The organism is Bacillus sp. J14TS2 (assembly GCF_018333015.1).
Taxonomy (GTDB): domain Bacteria; phylum Bacillota; class Bacilli; order Bacillales; family Bacillaceae_C; genus Lederbergia.
In genome coordinates this window covers 1-17627 of the sequence record NZ_BORE01000025.1, presented here as the reverse complement: position 1 = coordinate 17627, position 17627 = coordinate 1, and the positions used below count along the sequence as shown (strand labels likewise).

17 protein-coding genes and 1 other annotated feature are annotated in these 17627 nt (G+C 37.3%); of the genes, 15 read left to right on the top strand and 2 right to left on the bottom strand.

Annotated elements, in window-relative coordinates; translation table 11 throughout:
• The first annotated feature begins 55 nt into the window (after positions 1-55).
• The 10 genes from KI375_RS25115 to thrS all read left to right on the top strand — a co-directional run bounded on the left by KI375_RS25115 (position 56) and on the right by thrS (position 11016).
• On the top strand, positions 56-853 hold the full coding sequence (locus KI375_RS25115; RefSeq protein WP_212976120.1) for a YfkD family protein: 798 nt from the start codon (positions 56-58) through the stop codon (positions 851-853).
• 75 nt (positions 854-928) lie between these two features.
• Complete coding sequence (gene pdaA / locus KI375_RS25110) at positions 929-1726, top strand: delta-lactam-biosynthetic de-N-acetylase (protein ID WP_212976119.1); 798 nt, start codon at positions 929-931, stop codon at positions 1724-1726.
• A gap of 124 nt (positions 1727-1850) precedes the next feature.
• Positions 1851-2726 (top strand): DNA-3-methyladenine glycosylase family protein, encoded by an 876-nt coding sequence (locus KI375_RS25105; protein ID WP_212976118.1) that lies wholly within the window; start codon positions 1851-1853, stop codon positions 2724-2726.
• A gap of 248 nt (positions 2727-2974) precedes the next feature.
• On the top strand, positions 2975-3667 hold the full coding sequence (locus KI375_RS25100) for a response regulator transcription factor (RefSeq protein ID WP_212976117.1): 693 nt from the start codon (positions 2975-2977) through the stop codon (positions 3665-3667).
• 3 nt (positions 3668-3670) lie between these two features.
• Positions 3671-4606 carry a sensor histidine kinase gene (locus KI375_RS25095; RefSeq protein WP_212976116.1) on the top strand — a complete coding sequence of 312 codons (936 nt, stop codon included), beginning with the start codon at positions 3671-3673 and terminating at the stop codon, positions 4604-4606.
• A gap of 125 nt (positions 4607-4731) precedes the next feature.
• Positions 4732-5655 (top strand): ABC transporter ATP-binding protein, encoded by a 924-nt coding sequence (locus tag KI375_RS25090; RefSeq protein ID WP_212976115.1) that lies wholly within the window; start codon positions 4732-4734, stop codon positions 5653-5655.
• Complete coding sequence (locus tag KI375_RS25085; protein WP_212976114.1) at positions 5648-6325, top strand: ABC transporter permease; 678 nt, start codon at positions 5648-5650, stop codon at positions 6323-6325. Before KI375_RS25090 ends, KI375_RS25085 begins: the two co-directional genes overlap by 8 nt.
• 124 nt (positions 6326-6449) lie before the next feature.
• Positions 6450-7232 (top strand): aminoglycoside nucleotidyltransferase ANT(9), encoded by a 783-nt coding sequence (ant(9), locus tag KI375_RS25080; RefSeq protein ID WP_212976113.1) that lies wholly within the window; start codon positions 6450-6452, stop codon positions 7230-7232.
• Positions 7233-7510: 278 nt separating this feature from the next.
• Positions 7511-7786: a hypothetical protein gene (locus tag KI375_RS25075; RefSeq protein WP_212976112.1), complete on the top strand. Its 276-nt coding sequence runs from the start codon at positions 7511-7513 to the stop codon at positions 7784-7786.
• A gap of 100 nt (positions 7787-7886) precedes the next feature.
• Positions 7887-8109, top strand: a binding site (T-box leader).
• A gap of 987 nt (positions 8110-9096) precedes the next feature.
• Entirely contained in the window at positions 9097-11016 is a 1920-nt protein-coding gene (thrS, locus tag KI375_RS25070; protein ID WP_212976111.1) for a threonine--tRNA ligase, read from the top strand.
• Positions 11017-11088: 72 nt separating this feature from the next.
• On the opposite strand, the gene KI375_RS25065 is transcribed toward thrS, so the two are convergent.
• Positions 11089-11499, bottom strand: coding sequence for a hypothetical protein (locus KI375_RS25065; RefSeq protein ID WP_212976110.1), 411 nt, complete (start codon positions 11497-11499; stop codon positions 11089-11091).
• Between the two features lie 217 nt (positions 11500-11716).
• Between KI375_RS25065 and KI375_RS25060 the strand changes: the two genes are divergently transcribed.
• Positions 11717-13159, top strand: a complete 1443-nt coding sequence (locus tag KI375_RS25060; RefSeq protein ID WP_212976109.1) for an HD domain-containing protein — start codon at positions 11717-11719, stop codon at positions 13157-13159.
• Between the two features lie 24 nt (positions 13160-13183).
• Here KI375_RS25060 and KI375_RS25055 read toward each other — a convergent pair whose 3' ends face one another.
• Entirely contained in the window at positions 13184-13933 is a 750-nt protein-coding gene (locus tag KI375_RS25055) for a phosphotransferase family protein (protein WP_212976108.1), read from the bottom strand.
• 331 nt (positions 13934-14264) lie between these two features.
• Between KI375_RS25055 and KI375_RS25050 the strand changes: the two genes are divergently transcribed.
• From KI375_RS25050 to KI375_RS25035, 4 genes are all read left to right on the top strand, one after another.
• Positions 14265-15140 (top strand): YitT family protein, encoded by an 876-nt coding sequence (locus KI375_RS25050; protein WP_212976107.1) that lies wholly within the window; start codon positions 14265-14267, stop codon positions 15138-15140.
• A 128-nt stretch (positions 15141-15268) separates the two neighbouring features.
• Entirely contained in the window at positions 15269-15505 is a 237-nt protein-coding gene (locus KI375_RS25045) for a hypothetical protein (protein ID WP_212976106.1), read from the top strand.
• A 53-nt stretch (positions 15506-15558) separates the two neighbouring features.
• Positions 15559-16410 carry a DegV family protein gene (locus KI375_RS25040; RefSeq protein WP_212976105.1) on the top strand — a complete coding sequence of 284 codons (852 nt, stop codon included), beginning with the start codon at positions 15559-15561 and terminating at the stop codon, positions 16408-16410.
• 82 nt (positions 16411-16492) lie between these two features.
• Positions 16493-17485, top strand: a complete 993-nt coding sequence (locus tag KI375_RS25035; RefSeq protein ID WP_212976104.1) for a zinc-binding dehydrogenase — start codon at positions 16493-16495, stop codon at positions 17483-17485.
• Positions 17486-17627 lie beyond the last annotated feature (142 nt).

The window sequence follows — 17627 nt, the reverse complement described above, 5'->3', positions numbered from 1 at the left end:
AAAAACATAAAGGCAAACAATGATACTTTTTTAAAATAGAAAGGGGTTTGCCTTTATGTTAAAATACTTTTTAGTTTTTGGAATGGCATTTTCCTTATTATTAAGTGGCCCAAGCACTTATACATTAGCGAAAGAACAGTCCAAAAAAGATGCCATCGAATTACCTTCTTCTGTTATTAATATTGAACAGGAAAATACCAATCCAAATCAAAATGAAGATTTACCTCAATTAAAGCCGAGTGAATTCACTAAAGAATTATTGGAATCCTCAGATGAACCAATTGAAAATCCATACTTAATTAAGATTCTGAATGAATCATCTATTAATAAATCTCCATTTGCCGTAGGAATGCGAGCAACTATTTTTATGGGAACCTTTCCACTGAATTATCAATCTGAGCAGTCGACTCCAAATTGGCAGTATCAAAAAGTGAATACGAATACGTATGACAATAGTTCAGGGACAGAAAACCAGCAAATGAGTTATGGTCAACAAGTTCAAAAGCGAATAAAGGGTGGATTAACCTCGAAAGTTGAACAAGCAGATGATGTGCAAAACATGATCTTATTAAAAGCAAGAAAGAAAACAAAGCTCCCTTTAAGTTTAGAAACAATGGTGGGGGCGGGAACGAAACAACAGCAGGTCTATAATGTAAATCCGAAAAAGATCGGTCATTTAAATGCTTATGTTCCCGCGATTGTTGAAAAAGGAGAAGTCACATATGGAGAGGTGTATGTGGTCATACGTGGAATGAAACACGAAATCGTTGTGAAAAATGTCACCTCCCAAAAAATAGGCGCATGGCTGCCGATCCAAGATCATCTGTATTTCACCTTTCAAACAACACCTTAATCAAATGGTTCTTTTTGTCATACATGAATGTGGACAGATTGAAAAAGCTATGAAAAAGGTGGAAAGGAGAAAAAGATGAAAAAAATAATAAAGATCTGCTTTATCTTCTTCTTGCTATTTGGCTTTACGGGTTCCGCAGCTGCCATTTCGAATAAAGCTATTCATTGGGGATTTAATAAAGCAAGGAATGGAGAACAAGCAGATGCTGGGCAAGAATATGAAGCCGTACTTGAAAAGTATGGTGCTTTTTATAAAGGAAATCCTAATGATAAAACCTTATATTTAACCTTTGATAATGGCTATGAAAATGGATACACCAAGCAAATTCTCGATGTATTGAAAAAAGAAAAAGTGCCGGCTGCTTTTTTTGTGACAGGTCATTATGTAAGATCAGCCCCAGATCTCACAAAACGGATGGTGAACGAGGGACATATAGTCGGAAATCACTCATGGAGCCATCCGGATTTAACACAAATGAGTGTACCAAAGATTAAGCAAGAACTAACTAAAGTAAAAAAAGAAACCGAACGAATCACAGGGCAAAAAGGAATGCAATATCTGCGTCCACCAAGAGGGATTTTAAGTGAGCGTACATTAAAAGTAGCTCAAGAAGCGGGATACACCCATGTTTTATGGTCACTTGCTTATAAAGACTGGGAAGTAGATCATCAAAAAGGTTGGAAGTATGCACATGACCAGATTTTAGCGCAAGTTCATCCTGGAGCAGTTCTACTTCTTCACACCGTTTCAAAGGACAATGCAGAAGCTCTTGAAAAAGTGATCCAAGACTTAAAAAAGCAAGGTTACACTTTCAAAAGCTTAGACGATTTTGTCATGAAAGAACAAATTAAAAACCCAGCCCTGACAATGTGAGGACTAGCTTTACAGGCCAATCCAATAATTTGGATGGCCTTTTAGCATTGTAGTTAACGGTGCGGTTTATTGACTTTTCACATATGGTATACTAAAGAAAATATTTTTAGTTGGGGTTTTGTACATGTGGAAAGAAAAAATTGAGATTACTGGTCCTTACGACTTTGATTTAGCTTTAAGCCGATTAGCAATTGATCCTTTGAACCAATTGAATCGACTGGAAAGATTGATCCGGGTGCCGATTTATGGAGAGAAACCTGAAGTAGCTACTGTGCAAGCGATTGGTACAACAGATCAACCTGTATTTCTCGTAAGCGGACTTCAAGAAAAAACAAAAGAAAAAGTGTTAGAAAGAATTTTTACGATCTTTCAATGGAATATTTCGTTAAAGGATATCCATGCTCATTTTTTAAATACCTCTTTAAAAGACGTTTTTATTGTTCATCATGGAACTCCGATTACATTGGACTTTGCTTCCTATACAACATTAGTGAAAGCAATGATCCATCAACAGATACATATGAAATTTGCCATTCGCTTAACAACAGAATTTGTGCAAACATTTGGTTTTCAAATTGATGGGGTTCCTTTCTATCCAACCCCCGAGACGATCGCACAACTAGAACCTGAACAATTAAGAGCCTTAAAATTCAGTCAGAGAAAAGCCGAATATGTGATTGGTTTGGCCCAGAAACTGGCAAACAAAACAATCAACTTATCAGAATTAGCCAAGCTTTCGGATGAAGAGATTAAGCAAGAATTGGTGAAGATTCGCGGTGTTGGCCCATGGACAGCTCAATCTTTTTTGCTTTCAGCTTTAGGTAGACCGAACCTTTTTCCTATTGCTGATATCGGCATTCAAAATGCGATTAAAAAATTATTTACTCTTGAGCATAAACCAACGAAAGAAGAAATGTTGGAGTACAGTCGAGAATGGGAACCGTATCTGAGCTATGCCACTCTTTACTTATGGAGAAGCATCGAGCCACAGGAAGAGTGATGGGGGCAAAAACTTCTCTTTTTTCCTATACGGAGTAGGATTAATGGGGGAGGGACAAATATAGATGTTGATAATATGAATCTCGAAAGAGGCTGGGACATATTAAGCTCCAAGGAAGAACAATGCATTATCTTAGCGGAGGAAATAGGTAGATATGCACCTAGGAGTTCGTTTTTTTCTTTGGTACTTTTGTTTGGGGATTATGCGAGAGTGACCAGTGGTATTAAGTAAAGATCGGATGTGAGAACTTGCAGAATATTCTACTTGTAGAAGATGACCTAGAGATAAGTAAGTTGGTTAGCAGTCATTTAGAAGAGGAACATTTTACAGTATTGACTGCCTTTGACGGAGAAGAGGCTTTAGCTCTTCTTGGAAAGAATAAAATAGATTTAATCTTGCTCGATTTAATGCTTCCTAAACTAAGCGGAATCGACTTTTTAAAACAGATAAGAACAACGAGCTTAATGCCTGTTCTGATTATTTCAGCAAAAGGGAGTGACATTGATAAAGCATTAGGGCTCGGATTTGGAGCTGACGATTATATAAGCAAGCCTTTTTCCATGATAGAACTGACCGCAAGGGTACATGCTGCTATTCGGAGGGCAACGCAATATATTCCAACAGAGACTCAACCAAAAACTACGCTCCTTCAATATAAGGAGCTGTCGCTCGATCTTAATACCTTTTCTGCACAAATCAAGGATAAATCCGTTCAGCTTACATCAAAGGAGTTCCATACGTTAAAGCTCTTTATGAAAAATCAAAGTAGAGTGTTTACAAAGGAACAAATTTATCATTTTATTTGGGAAGCTGACTATTATGGAAATGAAAATGTGATTAATGTACATATCAGAAGACTTCGGGAAAAAATTGAAGACGATCCGTCTAATCCAAATTATATTCAGACGATTTGGGGAATCGGATATAAGTTAGGTGAATAGTATATGGTCCTTGTTCTTAGTATGGTTGTAGTGATATCAGTGACTATTAATGGATGGCAATATCTTTCCCGAAGGAAATTGGATCAAAATCTTCATGAAATAAATGAAACATTAGCTGATATTGTGAGTCGAGAGTCAGCAGAGAAAGTGTTTATTCGAACAGATGAAAAAAATATCCAACTGTTTCTGATTCAAATCAATCGTCTTTTAGATTATAACCAAAAAGTAAGGGCAGATTATTCAAAATCAAAAGAGAGTTTACGAAAAATGCTCTCCAATATATCACATGATATGAAAACACCGCTAACCGTTATTTTGGGTTATGGAGAAAAATTAAAACTAAATCATAAGATGACTGAGAAAGAGCGGAGTGAGATCATTGTCCGTCTTCATAAAAAAACGCTAAGTATAATAGCTTTAATGGATAAATTTTTTGATCTTGTGAAAATAGAAGCGGATGATTATGCAATTCCTCTGAGTAGAATAGCGATCAATGAAATTTGTCGGAAAAATGTTTTGGAATTTTTTGAATCGTTGCAAGCAAAAGACCTTCAGGTGGAGCTTGAGATTCCTGAAGAACGTTATTATATTTTGGGGAACGAAGAGGCGCTAAATCGCATACTCAGTAATTTAATCTCCAACGCTATTCGGTATGGGAGTGATGGGGGGGTGTTTGGTTTAACACTACGAGAAGATAGAAAATACATCGCAATCGATATTTGGGACAAAGGAAAAGGAATAACCGAGGTACATCAGGATCGAGTATTTGATCGGTTATATACGTTAGATGATGCGAGAAATCCACAATTTTTAGGCAGTGGTCTTGGGTTAAGTATTACAAAACGATTGACAGAGGCTATGAAGGGTTCTATTCAGTTAAAAAGTAAACCGTATAAAAAGACGGTCTTTACTTGTGTGTTTAAACGGATTATGTATTAAGAGGAGATATCCAGTTCGGCCTCCCTTAACGATTAATAGGCATGTAAGAAATTTGTAAGGAATAAGAAAGAAAAATGAGAGAGCTGTTCCTTATGATAAATGTAGATAGCAAGGGAGGCAAAAAAATGCATGACATCATTCGAACGAGGGGGCTAACAAAAAAAGTTAATGGTAGAGAACTCGTTTCTGATATCAATCTTCATATTAAAAAGGGAGAAATATATGGTTTCCTTGGACAAAATGGAGTAGGAAAAACAACTATTATGAAAATGCTTACTGGATTAATGATTCCCACAAGTGGAGAAATAGAATTATTTGGCAGCACGTTTACAGAAAAGTCAAAATCTGTTTTAAAACGGGTCGGAAGTATTATTGAATATCCAATATTTTTTGAGCATTTAACAGCATGTGAAAATCTAAACCTGCATTGTGAATATTTAGGATTTTACGATCATAAAGCCATAAAGGAAGCTTTGGATTTGGTTCATTTAACGGGGATGGAAAAGAAGCAAGTGAAGAGTTTTTCACTCGGAATGAAGCAGCGATTAGGCATTGCCAGAGCGATCATTACGAAGCCTGAACTCATTGTTTTAGATGAACCAACCAATGGGTTGGATCCTATTGGAATTAAGGATGTTCGTGATTTAATTCTTATGCTTAATAAAGATTACGAGATTACCTTTTTGCTTTCAAGTCATATTTTAGGTGAAATGGAACAAGTTGTCGACAGGATCGGTGTTGTGAACAATGGTAAGTTATTGAATGAGGTCGCTTTAGCAGATATTCGAAAACAACAAACCGATTATATTGAGCTTATAACGACAGATGTCGAAAAAACCGTTTATTTACTTGAAAGTGAACTACAAATTTCCAATATGAAAATCATCCAAGATAATAAAATTCGAATCTATGATTGGGCACAATCGCCAAAGGCTATTTCCAAGATGCTAGTCTTACAGGGGATAGAGATAGAAGAAATCCAAAAACATAAGAATTCGTTGGAAGACTATTTTTATAAGCAAATTAATGGGGGTGGCACGATTGAGTAAACTAGTAAAACTGGAATGGGGGAAATTAAAGCAAAAATCCATTTTAGGAGAGGTTGTCATTTATTGGTTTATTCTTATGTTTTTACCAGTGTTTTTTATAAAAATGATCAGTGCTGATTTTGGTCAGGACTTTGCTTCTCTATTTCAATTGATCGAATCCATCCAAAGGGGATTAGTTCTGTTTGGAGCATCGCTAATCAGTCAGGTTTTCATAGATGAATATAAAAATAAAACCATTACACTTTCCTTCGGATACCCAATCAGCAGAAGAAAACTATTTTTGGCAAAAGCACTGTTTATTGCACTTTTCATCTTTGTGACGAACATCGCCTCCTTTCTATTGACAGGTGTGGCAACTTATTTGTTTAACCAAGTGTGGCCGATTATTCATTTTTCGATAACAGGAGCGAATATTGTAAATTACTTGAGCGGTATGATTGCTGGATCACTTAGTAGTGTGCTCATTAGTTTTATCCCTCTCTTTTTCTTTGCAATATGGAAAAGAGCAACAGTTTCAACCATCATCTGTGCAATAGTCGCGATGAATATACCAAATCTTTCCTCCATTTTCCATTTTAATTATGAGATTGTCATAACAATATTATGTTTAATTGGGACACTAAGTTTATTCCTTTCCATAAAAACAGCTGAGAGGATCGGTGAGATATAGTGAATTGTAAGTGTCGGCAGCCTGAAGGTTTTTGTTTCTTCTTCTGATTTTTTGATTGACCATTTCAAGATAGGAAGTTCTTTACTAACATTGATTAGAGAATAAAGTAAAGGAGTTTAAAGTAGTGAACAAGTTAAATAACGAAAAAATACCAAAAGAAGCGATTCAAGCATTAAAAATGGTAGAGGAATTGTTGGGTAGTGAGGTAGTCGCGGTCTATTTATTTGGTTCTGCAGTAATGGGAGGATTGCGCATTAACAGTGATGTAGATATCCTAGTGATCGTCAATCATCGTTTGCCTGACATAGCTCGAAAAAAACTAACAGATAGACTAATGCTTATATCTGGAAGGATTGGTAATACAGATTCAGTTAGACCATTAGAACTTACAGTGATCAACCAGGGAGATGTGGTACCATGGCAATATCCACCTAAATATGAATTTATCTATGGTGAATGGCTTAGAGACGACTTTGAACAAGGACAAATCCAGGAACCGGCTTATGATCCTGATTTAACGATTGTTTTAGCGCAAGTCAGAGAGAATAGTGTTTCCCTTTTTGGTCCTGAGGCTTCATATGTACTTGCTCCTGTTCCAATAACAGATATTCGTAGAGCGATTAAGGAGTCTTTGCCAGAATTAATTGGGGGAATCAAGGGTGATGAGCGTAATGTCATTTTAACCTTAGCCCGAATGTGGCTGACTATGGATGTTGGTGAAATTTCTCCAAAAGATATAGCTGCAGAATGGGCAATACCTCGATTGCCTAAAGAACATGCGACCTTACTTGACGTAGCTAGAAAAGCCTATCGTGGAGAGTGTGTTGATAAGTGGGAAGGATTGGAATCTGAGGTCCTAGCGCTCGTTCAGCATATGAAAAACTCGATAGCCTCTTATCGTAGCTAAGCATGTGTTTATCCCGCATTAACTGGCTGTAAGGCCCCCCACTTCAAGAATGCGCGGAAAAACCTTGGGGAATCAACAGTCAGTAAAAGCCCGATTTGTTCAGGCCTGCAAGACGTAGGTCACAATGGGCGTAGCGAAGTATAGGACGTACTAGTGCAGACGAAGCGACAGGACGTCGCGTTTGAGTCTGCCAACAGGATGTTGCGAATTTAGTCTTTGATCCTTACTAATCACTGGGGCATAAAGGAAGCTTTATTATTTTTTAGGAGGGGAGCTTAATGGGGAACGGCTTGTTTACGCTTATTTTAAGTGTATTGAGTTATTTAGTATTAGTTATTGTTTTAGTATTATATCAGTTGAAAGATCGGGAGCAAGATCCAAGAATAAAAAAGGTTATATGGGGGTATGTATATATTACAGCCTTCTTCTTTTTCTTCAGTTTTCTATTTAATCTGTCCAATTCTATATTTATTTTAGTATTTTCCACTTTTTCTTTGTTGCTTAGTATCGTGCTGATTTACTCGTTATTCATAAACCGAAAAACTGTTAAGTGAATGAAAAAAGTAGGAAAAAAAGTGGTCCCTGAATACAGACTATTGCAAAATGAATGAAGGTATTGTAACATATGGAGAAATTAACATTTATCCAATGATGAAATTAGCTTTGATAAGGATATGAGTTACTTAGAACGGTTTACAGAGAGGGAAGAGAAGCTGAAACTTCCTAACGCAGTCGAGTAGCTTACCACCTTTGAGCCGTATTGGGGAATTTAAGTATCCAATACCGTATATGCGACGTTACAGCACCAGAGCCATAAGATGATAGCCGATCTTATGGGAAGTTGGGTGGAACCACGGATCACACATTCGTCCCTTTTTTGGGAAGAGTGTGTTTTTTTATATTTAAAATTCGTGTTCAAGAGGGAGGATAAAAAGGACTAAGTCGGCTAAGAGCGCTGACGCCCTGTCTGCAACGCCGACACTAGTATATCCTATACGTAGAAGGTTCGAGGCGGACTTGTACAGAATGTAATGACTTCCGTGTTGCCCACAGGACGTGGGCGGTTTTAACGGAAGATCCTTCCCTTGGTATTCGAGCAGCGGAATGGATGCTCTTCATACATGAGCACAAGGTAAGCATCCCATTGCGCGAAGGAAAAGTGTTTTTCTCTTCCGGGGAGCGTAGAAACAAGCCAACGAGTTTGCGCGTGTTGTGGTGACTTCGACGTTCGACACAGTCCGTATTGGTACTTGGTCAAAGATCATTTATCTTGAGTGTCATTTTTACCGGACTTTTTGAACATCCTCTAAAAAAAGAATATTGATACTGACAATGATAAGGATATGAGTTACTTAGAACGGTTTACAGAGAGGGGAGAGAAGCTGAAACTTCCTAACGCAGTCGAGTAGCTTACCACCTTTGAGCCGTACTGGGGAACCTAAGTATCCAATACCGTATATGCGACGTTACAGCACCAGAGCCATAAGTCGATAGTCGATCTTATGGGAAATTGGGTGGAATCACGGATCGCACATTCGTCCCTTTTACAGGGAAGAGTGTGTTTTTTTATATTAAAAAAGAATATCGATACTGACAATGATAAGGATATGAGTTACTTAGAACGGTTTACAGAGAGGGAAGAGAAGCTGAGATCTTCCTAACGCATTTGAGTAGCTTACCACCTTTGAGCCGTATTGGGGAACCAAAGTATCCAATACCGTATATGCTATGTTACAGCACCAGAGCCATAAGACGATAGTAGATCTTATGGGAAGTTGGGTGGAACCACGGATCGCACATTCGTCCCTTTTACAGGGAAGAGTGTGTTTTTTTATTTAACAAATCATAAAGGAGTGTTAGAACAATGAGTAAAAGCATGGTAAGCATCGAATTTCCAGATGGAAGGGTAAAGGAATTTCCGGCAGGAACAACTGTAGCGAATGTTGCAGAAGCGATTAGTTTGAGTTTAAGAAAGAAAGCAGTAGTGGGGAAGATAGATCACCAACTTGTTGATTTGAGCTATGAATTAAACAACGACACAAGTCTTTCAATTATCACACTGGACTCAGAAGAGGGAGTACATGTATTACGTCATACATCTGCACATGTTTTAGCGCAAGCAGTCAAAAGATTATATGACAATGTGAAATTGAGTATAGGCCCAGTGATTGAAAATGGATTTTACTATGATATGAGACTCGAGCATAGCTTGAATGAAGATGACTTACAGGCCATTGAAAAAGAGATGGAGAAAATTATCAAGGAAAATCTTGCAATCCAAAGAATCGGAGTTTCCTACGAAGAAGCTAAAAGGATATTTGAAGAAAAAGATGAACCTTATAAGATCGAAATATTAAAAGGCCTTCCCGACAATGAAAAAATTACTTTATACAAACAGGGAGAATTCATTGATTTATGCAGGGGGCCACATTTACCATCTACAGGTTTTATCAAAGCAGTCCAATTAACAAAAGTTTCAGGGGCTTATTGGCGAGGGGATCGTGACAATGATGTACTGCAAAGAGTCTACGGCGTTGCTTTTAAAAACAAGAAAGATTTGCAAGAGCATTTGAGCTTTTTAGAAGAAGCGAAACAACGAGATCATCGTAAATTGGGGAAGCAGTTAGAATTGTTTATGTTTTCAGAGGAAGCTCCTGGAATGCCGTTTTATCTACCAAAAGGACAAATTATCAGAAATGAATTAGAGACATTCTCCAGAGAAGTACAAAGAAGTGCAGATTACGAAGAAGTCCGTACACCTTTTATGATGAATCAGCAGCTATGGGAAAAATCCGGTCATTGGGATCATTATCATGAAAATATGTATTTTTCTGAAGTAGACGAGGTAAATTTTGCTTTAAAACCGATGAATTGTCCGGGACATATGCTCATTTTCAAAAATAATTTATACTCCTATCGAGATTTGCCCATTAGGTTAGCAGAATTCGGGCAAGTTCATCGCCATGAATACAGTGGTGCATTGAATGGATTGTTAAGAGTTCGAACTTTTTGTCAAGATGATGCTCATATATTTGTTCGGGAAGATCAAATTGAGAACGAAATAAAGCAGGTTTTTTATTTAATTGATCAAGTATATCGTACACTTGGCTTTGACTATTCCGTTGAACTTTCGACTCGTCCAGAAGATTCAATGGGGGACGATGCTCTTTGGGATTTTTCAGAAAAAGCATTGAGTAACGTACTCGACCATCTTCAGGTGGATTATCAATTAAATGAAGGGGATGGGGCATTTTATGGGCCAAAGATTGATTTTCATATTCGAGATGCACTGAAACGTAGTCATCAATGTGGAACTATTCAGCTGGATTTCCAAATGCCTGAAAAATTCGATCTTACTTATATAAATGAGAAGAATGAAAAGGTTCGTCCTGTTGTCATACATCGTGCCATTTTTGGTTCTATTGATCGCTTCTTTGGCATTTTGATTGAGCATTTTGCTGGGGTTTTTCCGGTATGGCTGGCTCCGGTACAGGTGCAAATCATTCCTGTTTCACAAGTTCATCTCGATTATTGCCTAAAAGTTCAAAAGGAATTGAAAAAATTAGGCGTGAAAGTAAAAATCGACGATCGTCATGAAAAGCTAGGTTATAAAATAAGAGAAGCGCAGATGCAAAAAATTCCGTACATGGTCGTGATAGGAGATAATGAAGTAGAGGAAGAATCATTAAATGTAAGAAAATACGGAGAACAGCAATCAAAGAGTGAGCTTTTCGAAGATTTTAAGCATAAAGTTATTCGGCAAATACAAGAACGTAGCCTTTAGTTATGTGAAAGTAGTGCCAAAATAATAGACGAAAGAATCAGCTTCGGTTCTTTCGTCTTTGCTATTCTTGGTTCAATTTGAACGGTCTGTCATCCCTGTTTTTAAGAAGACGATAGCAATTGCCCCCGCTATTAAGCCCCATATCGCATTTGTTACCAAAACACTGACAAGCGCAAATGGATTAGTTAAAGGTCCTTGTAAGTGTCCCGTTAGAATCGGTGAGAAGATACTACTAAGAATGATTGCGAAAATGCCGTATCCAATTCCTACAAAAAGTAATGTTTGTATAGGGTGGGGGTCCCTCTTTATGATAATTGTTATGATCCAAACGATTGAAATAATAATAGTCGCGCCTAAACTTGCAAAAGGCTTCCCAATTGCATCGGATATTCCTGTCATACTCATTATCGGTCTTACAAGTGCAATAAGAGAAAGGATAGCAATCAGTTTCCAATTTAATTTTATATTACTACTATTTGACATAGTAAGTTGACCTCTTTTCTTTTCAATTTGAAATGCTTATAACTTATACATTAAACACAATATCTTATAAAAATCTAAATCCTTTATTAAATAATTCTTAAATATAAATGTATCCTGCTTATCATCTGGAAAGATATTGAACGTTCTTCCATGATTCCTTGTGAATTGAGTGTAAGGGCTTTCGATTAAATAAAAAATAGTTATAGGAAATTTCTCCGTGAGTGTTATAATACTCAAAAAGGGTGGGGAAACCGTGGTGAACGATGTAAAAGAAGGATTAATGAAAAAGAGTCATTATCTTTCAAAGGAAGAAAAGGAACGTTTAAAAGTAGCACTTGATTTTGCTGAAGAAGCACATGATGGACAAAAGAGGGCTACGGGTGAACCTTATATCACTCATCCGATCGCGGTATGTGAAATTCTTTTGGACTATAATGCTGATATCATCACTTTAATTTCAGCCTTACTCCATGATGTTGTGGAAGATACGCCTGTACCCATCCCTGAAATTGATCGAAAGTTCGGTAAACAAGTGTCAAACATCGTAGATGGCTTGACTAAGGTAGAAAAAGGAACGTTTAAAAAGGTGGAGTATCAAGCAATCAACACAGAGAAATTGCTTTCTGCTTCTATAGAGGACATCAGAGTGGCAGCTGTAAAAATTGCAGATCGATTGCATAATATGAGAACACTCGCTGTAAAAAAGGTTGAAAAGAAGGTTCCTTATGCGAATGAAACCTTAATCTTTTTCGCTCCCCTTGCTGAGAGATTGGGATTATACAAACTTCAAGAAGAGCTAGAGGAAATTGGTTTTGGTTATTTAGATCCACCTATGTGTCAAAGCACACAAACATTAATCAATAATTACGCCAACATTTTTGTAAAGATATATAATAATTGCTCAAGAGAACTAAAGAAAGAAGGAGGAGCACTCATCGTTGATCTCGAATGGACGAAAGTCCCTTTGTATGAATCATACTCCTTATTACAAGAGGAACATGATTTATCTAATTTGTTTTTTATAAAGGTGGTGACCAGTTCAACAATCGACTGTTATGCTGCTTTAGGAGTCATTCATAAATTGTATAAACCCTTGATACATCAAATGATCGATCATATCTCCATCGAGGTATCACCATTTTTAAGGCAAATAAATACAAAAGTGCATATCAATAATGTCGAGGTGAATTTTATTATTCAATCTGAGAAAGACCGGAACATAAGTGATGCTGGCGTATTTGCTTTGTTAGAGAATAGTTTAACAAAGAAAGAGATCAGAGGTTTAAGCAAAAATTTATTAGGCGAGTCCATTGATACAGTAAAAGCAATCACAACTACTCCGATTGAATTTGAAGGATTAATCTCTTTTGAACTTTTTCAAAAAGAAATAACAGTTTATACGCCTAAAATGGATGTGATCTCATTACCGGAAGGCTCTACCATTATTGATTTTGCCTTTTCATTAAATCCTCAATTAGCAAAAAGAATGTCTTCCGCAAGAGTTAATGGAGCATGGATGCCTATAAATACAGCTGTCAAGGATATGGATATAGTCGAAATACTCACAACAAATGAAGAGATGGTTAGTTCTGATTGGTTAAATCATGCTCAGACCTCTAAAGCATTTAAGGAAATTAGTGATTTATTAAAAATTCAATAGCCATCTAGGTTTCAGCTATATACATTAAACGAGACAGTAGCGATATACGATCTTTAAAAGACGTTTGGCATTTTCGGATGGCACATTCTCTGAGAGTCTTGCGCCTGCAATGATAGGGGCCCATTGGAAAATTTCATTTTTTGATAACCCGCTTTTCCTACAATAAAGATGCAGGTACATTTCAGCTAATCTTGGATAGGCTTGAGAGTATAAGATATACGTCCGACAGATGTCAGCGCGTATATCACCAGCACTGGAATCAACCCAGTCAATAATTACTACATCATCATTTAAGTAAATTAAGTTATATAAATGGAAATCTCCATGACAAAGTCTTCTCTCATATTTTATTGTAGCTAATTTATTAATAAGCATGGACTTATGAGATGTATCCAACAGATCACAGGCTTTGATCTGGCGGATTAATTTTTCTGACATAGGTTCCAATGACTCTGTGATAGTCGCATGGATTTTTTGTTGTACATCAACGGAGAGGTTCATGAAATATTCAGCACGATCCTCATTTTCAAATAGCCGTTCACCTAGTGTCTTACCTTCCACATATTCCATAACGATAGCTTGTTTACCATTTATTTTGGTGACATCTACTATTTTTGGAACCGAAAGACCACAGGAATAAGCATATTTTTGCTTATTTGCTTCATATAAAGCTTCTGTAGATGGTAAAAAATCTTTAAAAACTTTCACAATTTTATTCTCACAAAGATAGATTTTTGCTGTATTGCCTGTGGCAATTGGAGTGCCTAAATCCATTTGAATCCGCTCCTAAATATAATTGAATAACCAGCTAAACAGGGTTGGCGACGTGTTCAGCCATCCTCTTTTTCTTGAATTAACTTCATTTCGGGGGTCGACCATCAAAAATAGAGTATAGAAAAAGGAAATCTATTCCCTGACTTTCTTTTCCACTATTGTATCAAAAGTAGTTATAAAATAGTGGAAGGTCTTGTTCAGAATACATTCTTTTCTCTAAGCTAAAACTATAAATACCATTCAGATTAACAAAGTTTTTATACTTGCGTTTTTGTTATTTTTGGTAATAAAATAAAAAAATGTAATTAAGCGATTTGAAAAGAGGAATGAAATGAATACAATAGCGAAGAAAAAAGGAACGACTAGGCTCAAAAAAGTATTGCGAGGAATAGCAGTCATGATTGGCGCATTTATAACAGCGTATGGGCTAGAATCAATCTTAATTCCGAATAATGTATCAGACGGCGGTGTAACAGGTCTGAGTATCGTTGGTTCACAATTAATTGGACTACCACTGGGGCTTCTTATTGCCATACTAAATCTTCCCTTCATATTTTTAGGATATAAGCAAATTGGTAGGAGCTTTGCAATTTATTCAGTGATCGGCATTGCTTCCCTAGCTATTAGCACTAGTCTTATGCACCATATACCGACAATTATTCAAGGGGATACATTGTTAGTTACGGTAATTGGTGGGATTATCATTGGTTTTGGAATGGGGTTAGCATTGAGAAATGGTGGGGCATTGGATGGCATTGATATGTTAGCTGTCTTACTTGCTCGAAAATTGCCATTTGGGACCAGTGACTTGATCTTGTTCTTGAATTTATTTGTGTTCATAATTGTTTCTACCGTTTTTGGTCTAAAGGGAGCTTTCATGTCAGGGATTGCTTATTTTATTGCTTCTAAGGTGATTCATACTGTTGAAGAAGGGTTAAGTGGGTCTAAAACCTTTAAAATAATCACGACCCAACCTGAGTTAATGGTTGAAACCATACGAGATCGTTTAGGTCGATCCGCAACCTATAACGTAGTCGAGGGTGGATATACAAATGAGCAATTCAAAGAAATTACTTGTATTATCAACCGGCTAGAAGATAGTAAGATGAAAGAAATTATTTATGAAATTGACAAACATGCCTTTGTTACAGTATATGATGTTGCAGAAGTTAAAGGTGGAACCTTTAAAAAGCGTAATGTTCATTAAGTAGGCAATTCTATTTGAATTAGTGGTGGATGGGGTATCGCTTTATTAAGAGCAGATATATGATAAACTTATTAGTAATCAGCAGGACTTTATGAATGGGGTGAATGGTCGTGAAAGGAGGTATGAGTTTGAAAAAATCGTTAGTGTTTGTAGGGATTTTCTGTTTGTTCCTGGTCATCTTGCAAATATTATCAGGTATGTTACTAACATTTATGTACACCCCCAACCTATCTTGGGATCAGACACCTGTTAACTCTCAAGTTGAGTTTGGAAGTGTAGATTTACTCTCACCTCTTGTCATTCCTTTAATCGCATTGGCCATTACTTTTGCTACAACTAGACTGATTAGTAGAAAGAAGGGATAACTCTCCCTTCTTTTTTCAAAACTATGCTGTCATGATAAGTGAGGTAGAAAATATTGAAGAAGATAATATTAAGTGCAGATAGTACTTGTGATTTGGATGATAGATTGAAAGAACGATATGACGTTCATTGCCAACCCCTTCACATTAATTTAGCTGGCAAACAATATGAGGATGGAGTGAATATTAGCCCGGACGATATTTATGAAACCTTTGAAAGGGAACGTATCTTGCCAAAAACATCAGCCCCTAATCCCCAGGAATATATCGATTATTTTAAACAATGGACAGACCAAGGATATGAGGTAATCCATATTAGTTTGGGTTCAGACATTTCTTCATCCTATCAAAATGCTTGTATTGCAGCAGAAGAGCTCGGAAGCATCTATCCCGTTGATTCAGGCAATCTCTCCACAGGAATGGGACTGCTTGTGATTGAAGCAGCTGATCGCATTGCTCAAGGGAGGACTGCTGTGGAAATATCTGAAGAGATGAATCATCTAAAGTCGAAAGTAGAGGCAAGTTTTGTAATTGATAAACTTACCTATTTACATGAGGGAGGAAGATGCTCCGCTATTACTGCTTTTAGTGCTAATCTCCTAAATATAAAACCTTGTATTGAAGTGAATCCTGCAAGCGGAAACATGGATGTAGGGAAAAAATATCGAGGAGCTATGGCAAAAACCTTAAGACGCTACACAATGGATAGACTTAATGGGCGATCAGATATAAAGCTTGATCGGGTTTTTATCACTCACTCTGGCATTTCTCCAGAACATATTACTACGGTAAAAGAGACCATCAAAGAAGTAGCGGAATTTAAAGAAATTCTAGTGACACGGGCTGGATGCACGATTTCATCTCATTGCGGTCCTAATACATTGGGCGTATTATTCGTCACTAATTAAATAGGATGTTAGGATTATAATCACTGATACAAGAATGGATGGTATAGGAATAAAAATATTTGTATAAATGGAGTGAGTATACGTGAAAGCAGTTGTGCATGAGGGAAAGCCGGGATTTGAAGGCCTTTCATATCAGGAAATGAAAGAGGAGAAGCCAGGGGCTGGAGAAGTCAGAGTAAAATTAAAAACGGCTGGGCTTAATCATCGTGATTTATTTGTCCTTCATCGCCATCAGCCCAATGATCCTCCGTTAATTATTGGTTCAGACGGCGCAGGAATTGTGGATGTTGTTGGGGATGGTGTTTCAACTGTGAAGGTTGGCGACGAAGTGATGATCAATCCCGGTTTAGGCTGGGAGAAAAATAGTGCGGTACCACCACAAAATTTTGAAATTGTCGGGTTTCCTTTCCATGGCACGTTTGCAGAACAGATTATTGTGCCAGCCGTTAATGTCGCACAGAAACCAGTATATTTGACTTGGGAAGAAGCAGGAGTGTTATCGCTTTCCGCCCTTACAGCGTATCGGGCGCTATTTACTAGAGGTCGGATACGGCAAAAAATGAAAATTCTTGTTCCAGGAATTGGAAGCGGCGTGGCGACGTTTTTATTGCAATTTGCAAAAGCGGTTGGAGCGGAAGTATATGTGACATCACGCTTAAAAGAAAAGCGTGAGAAAGCGATAGAATTAGGGGCGGACAAAGCAATCGCTAGTCAGGAAGATTGGGAGCAAGCACTTGCTGGTGAAAAGGTGGACCTCGTTATTGAAAGTGTTGGTGCGGCGACATTCAATAAGTCACTCAAACAACTACGTCCAGGAGGAACGATCGTAACATTTGGTGCCTCTGCAGGGGATGATGTGCAAATAAATATCCGTGATTTCTTCTATGGACAATTTAACCTATTAGGTTCCACAATGGGAAGTGCTGAGGAATATAACGAAATGTTGCAATTTATCCAAAAACATAAAATTAGACCTGTCATCGATCAAGTCTATCCACTGCAACAGTTTGCTCAAGGATTTAAGCGAATCGAATCAGCGAATCAGTTCGGAAAAATTGCCTTTTTAGTTGATTAAGCTGCTTTAAAGTTCGAGGCTGGGACATAACTAGCCAAAAATAAAAAAAGATGGATTCCACATCGAGTTTTGATGCGAAATCCATCTTTTTTGAAATCATTTATAAGTAGATACATAAAAAAGCGGCTAGAGGCAGTGTATC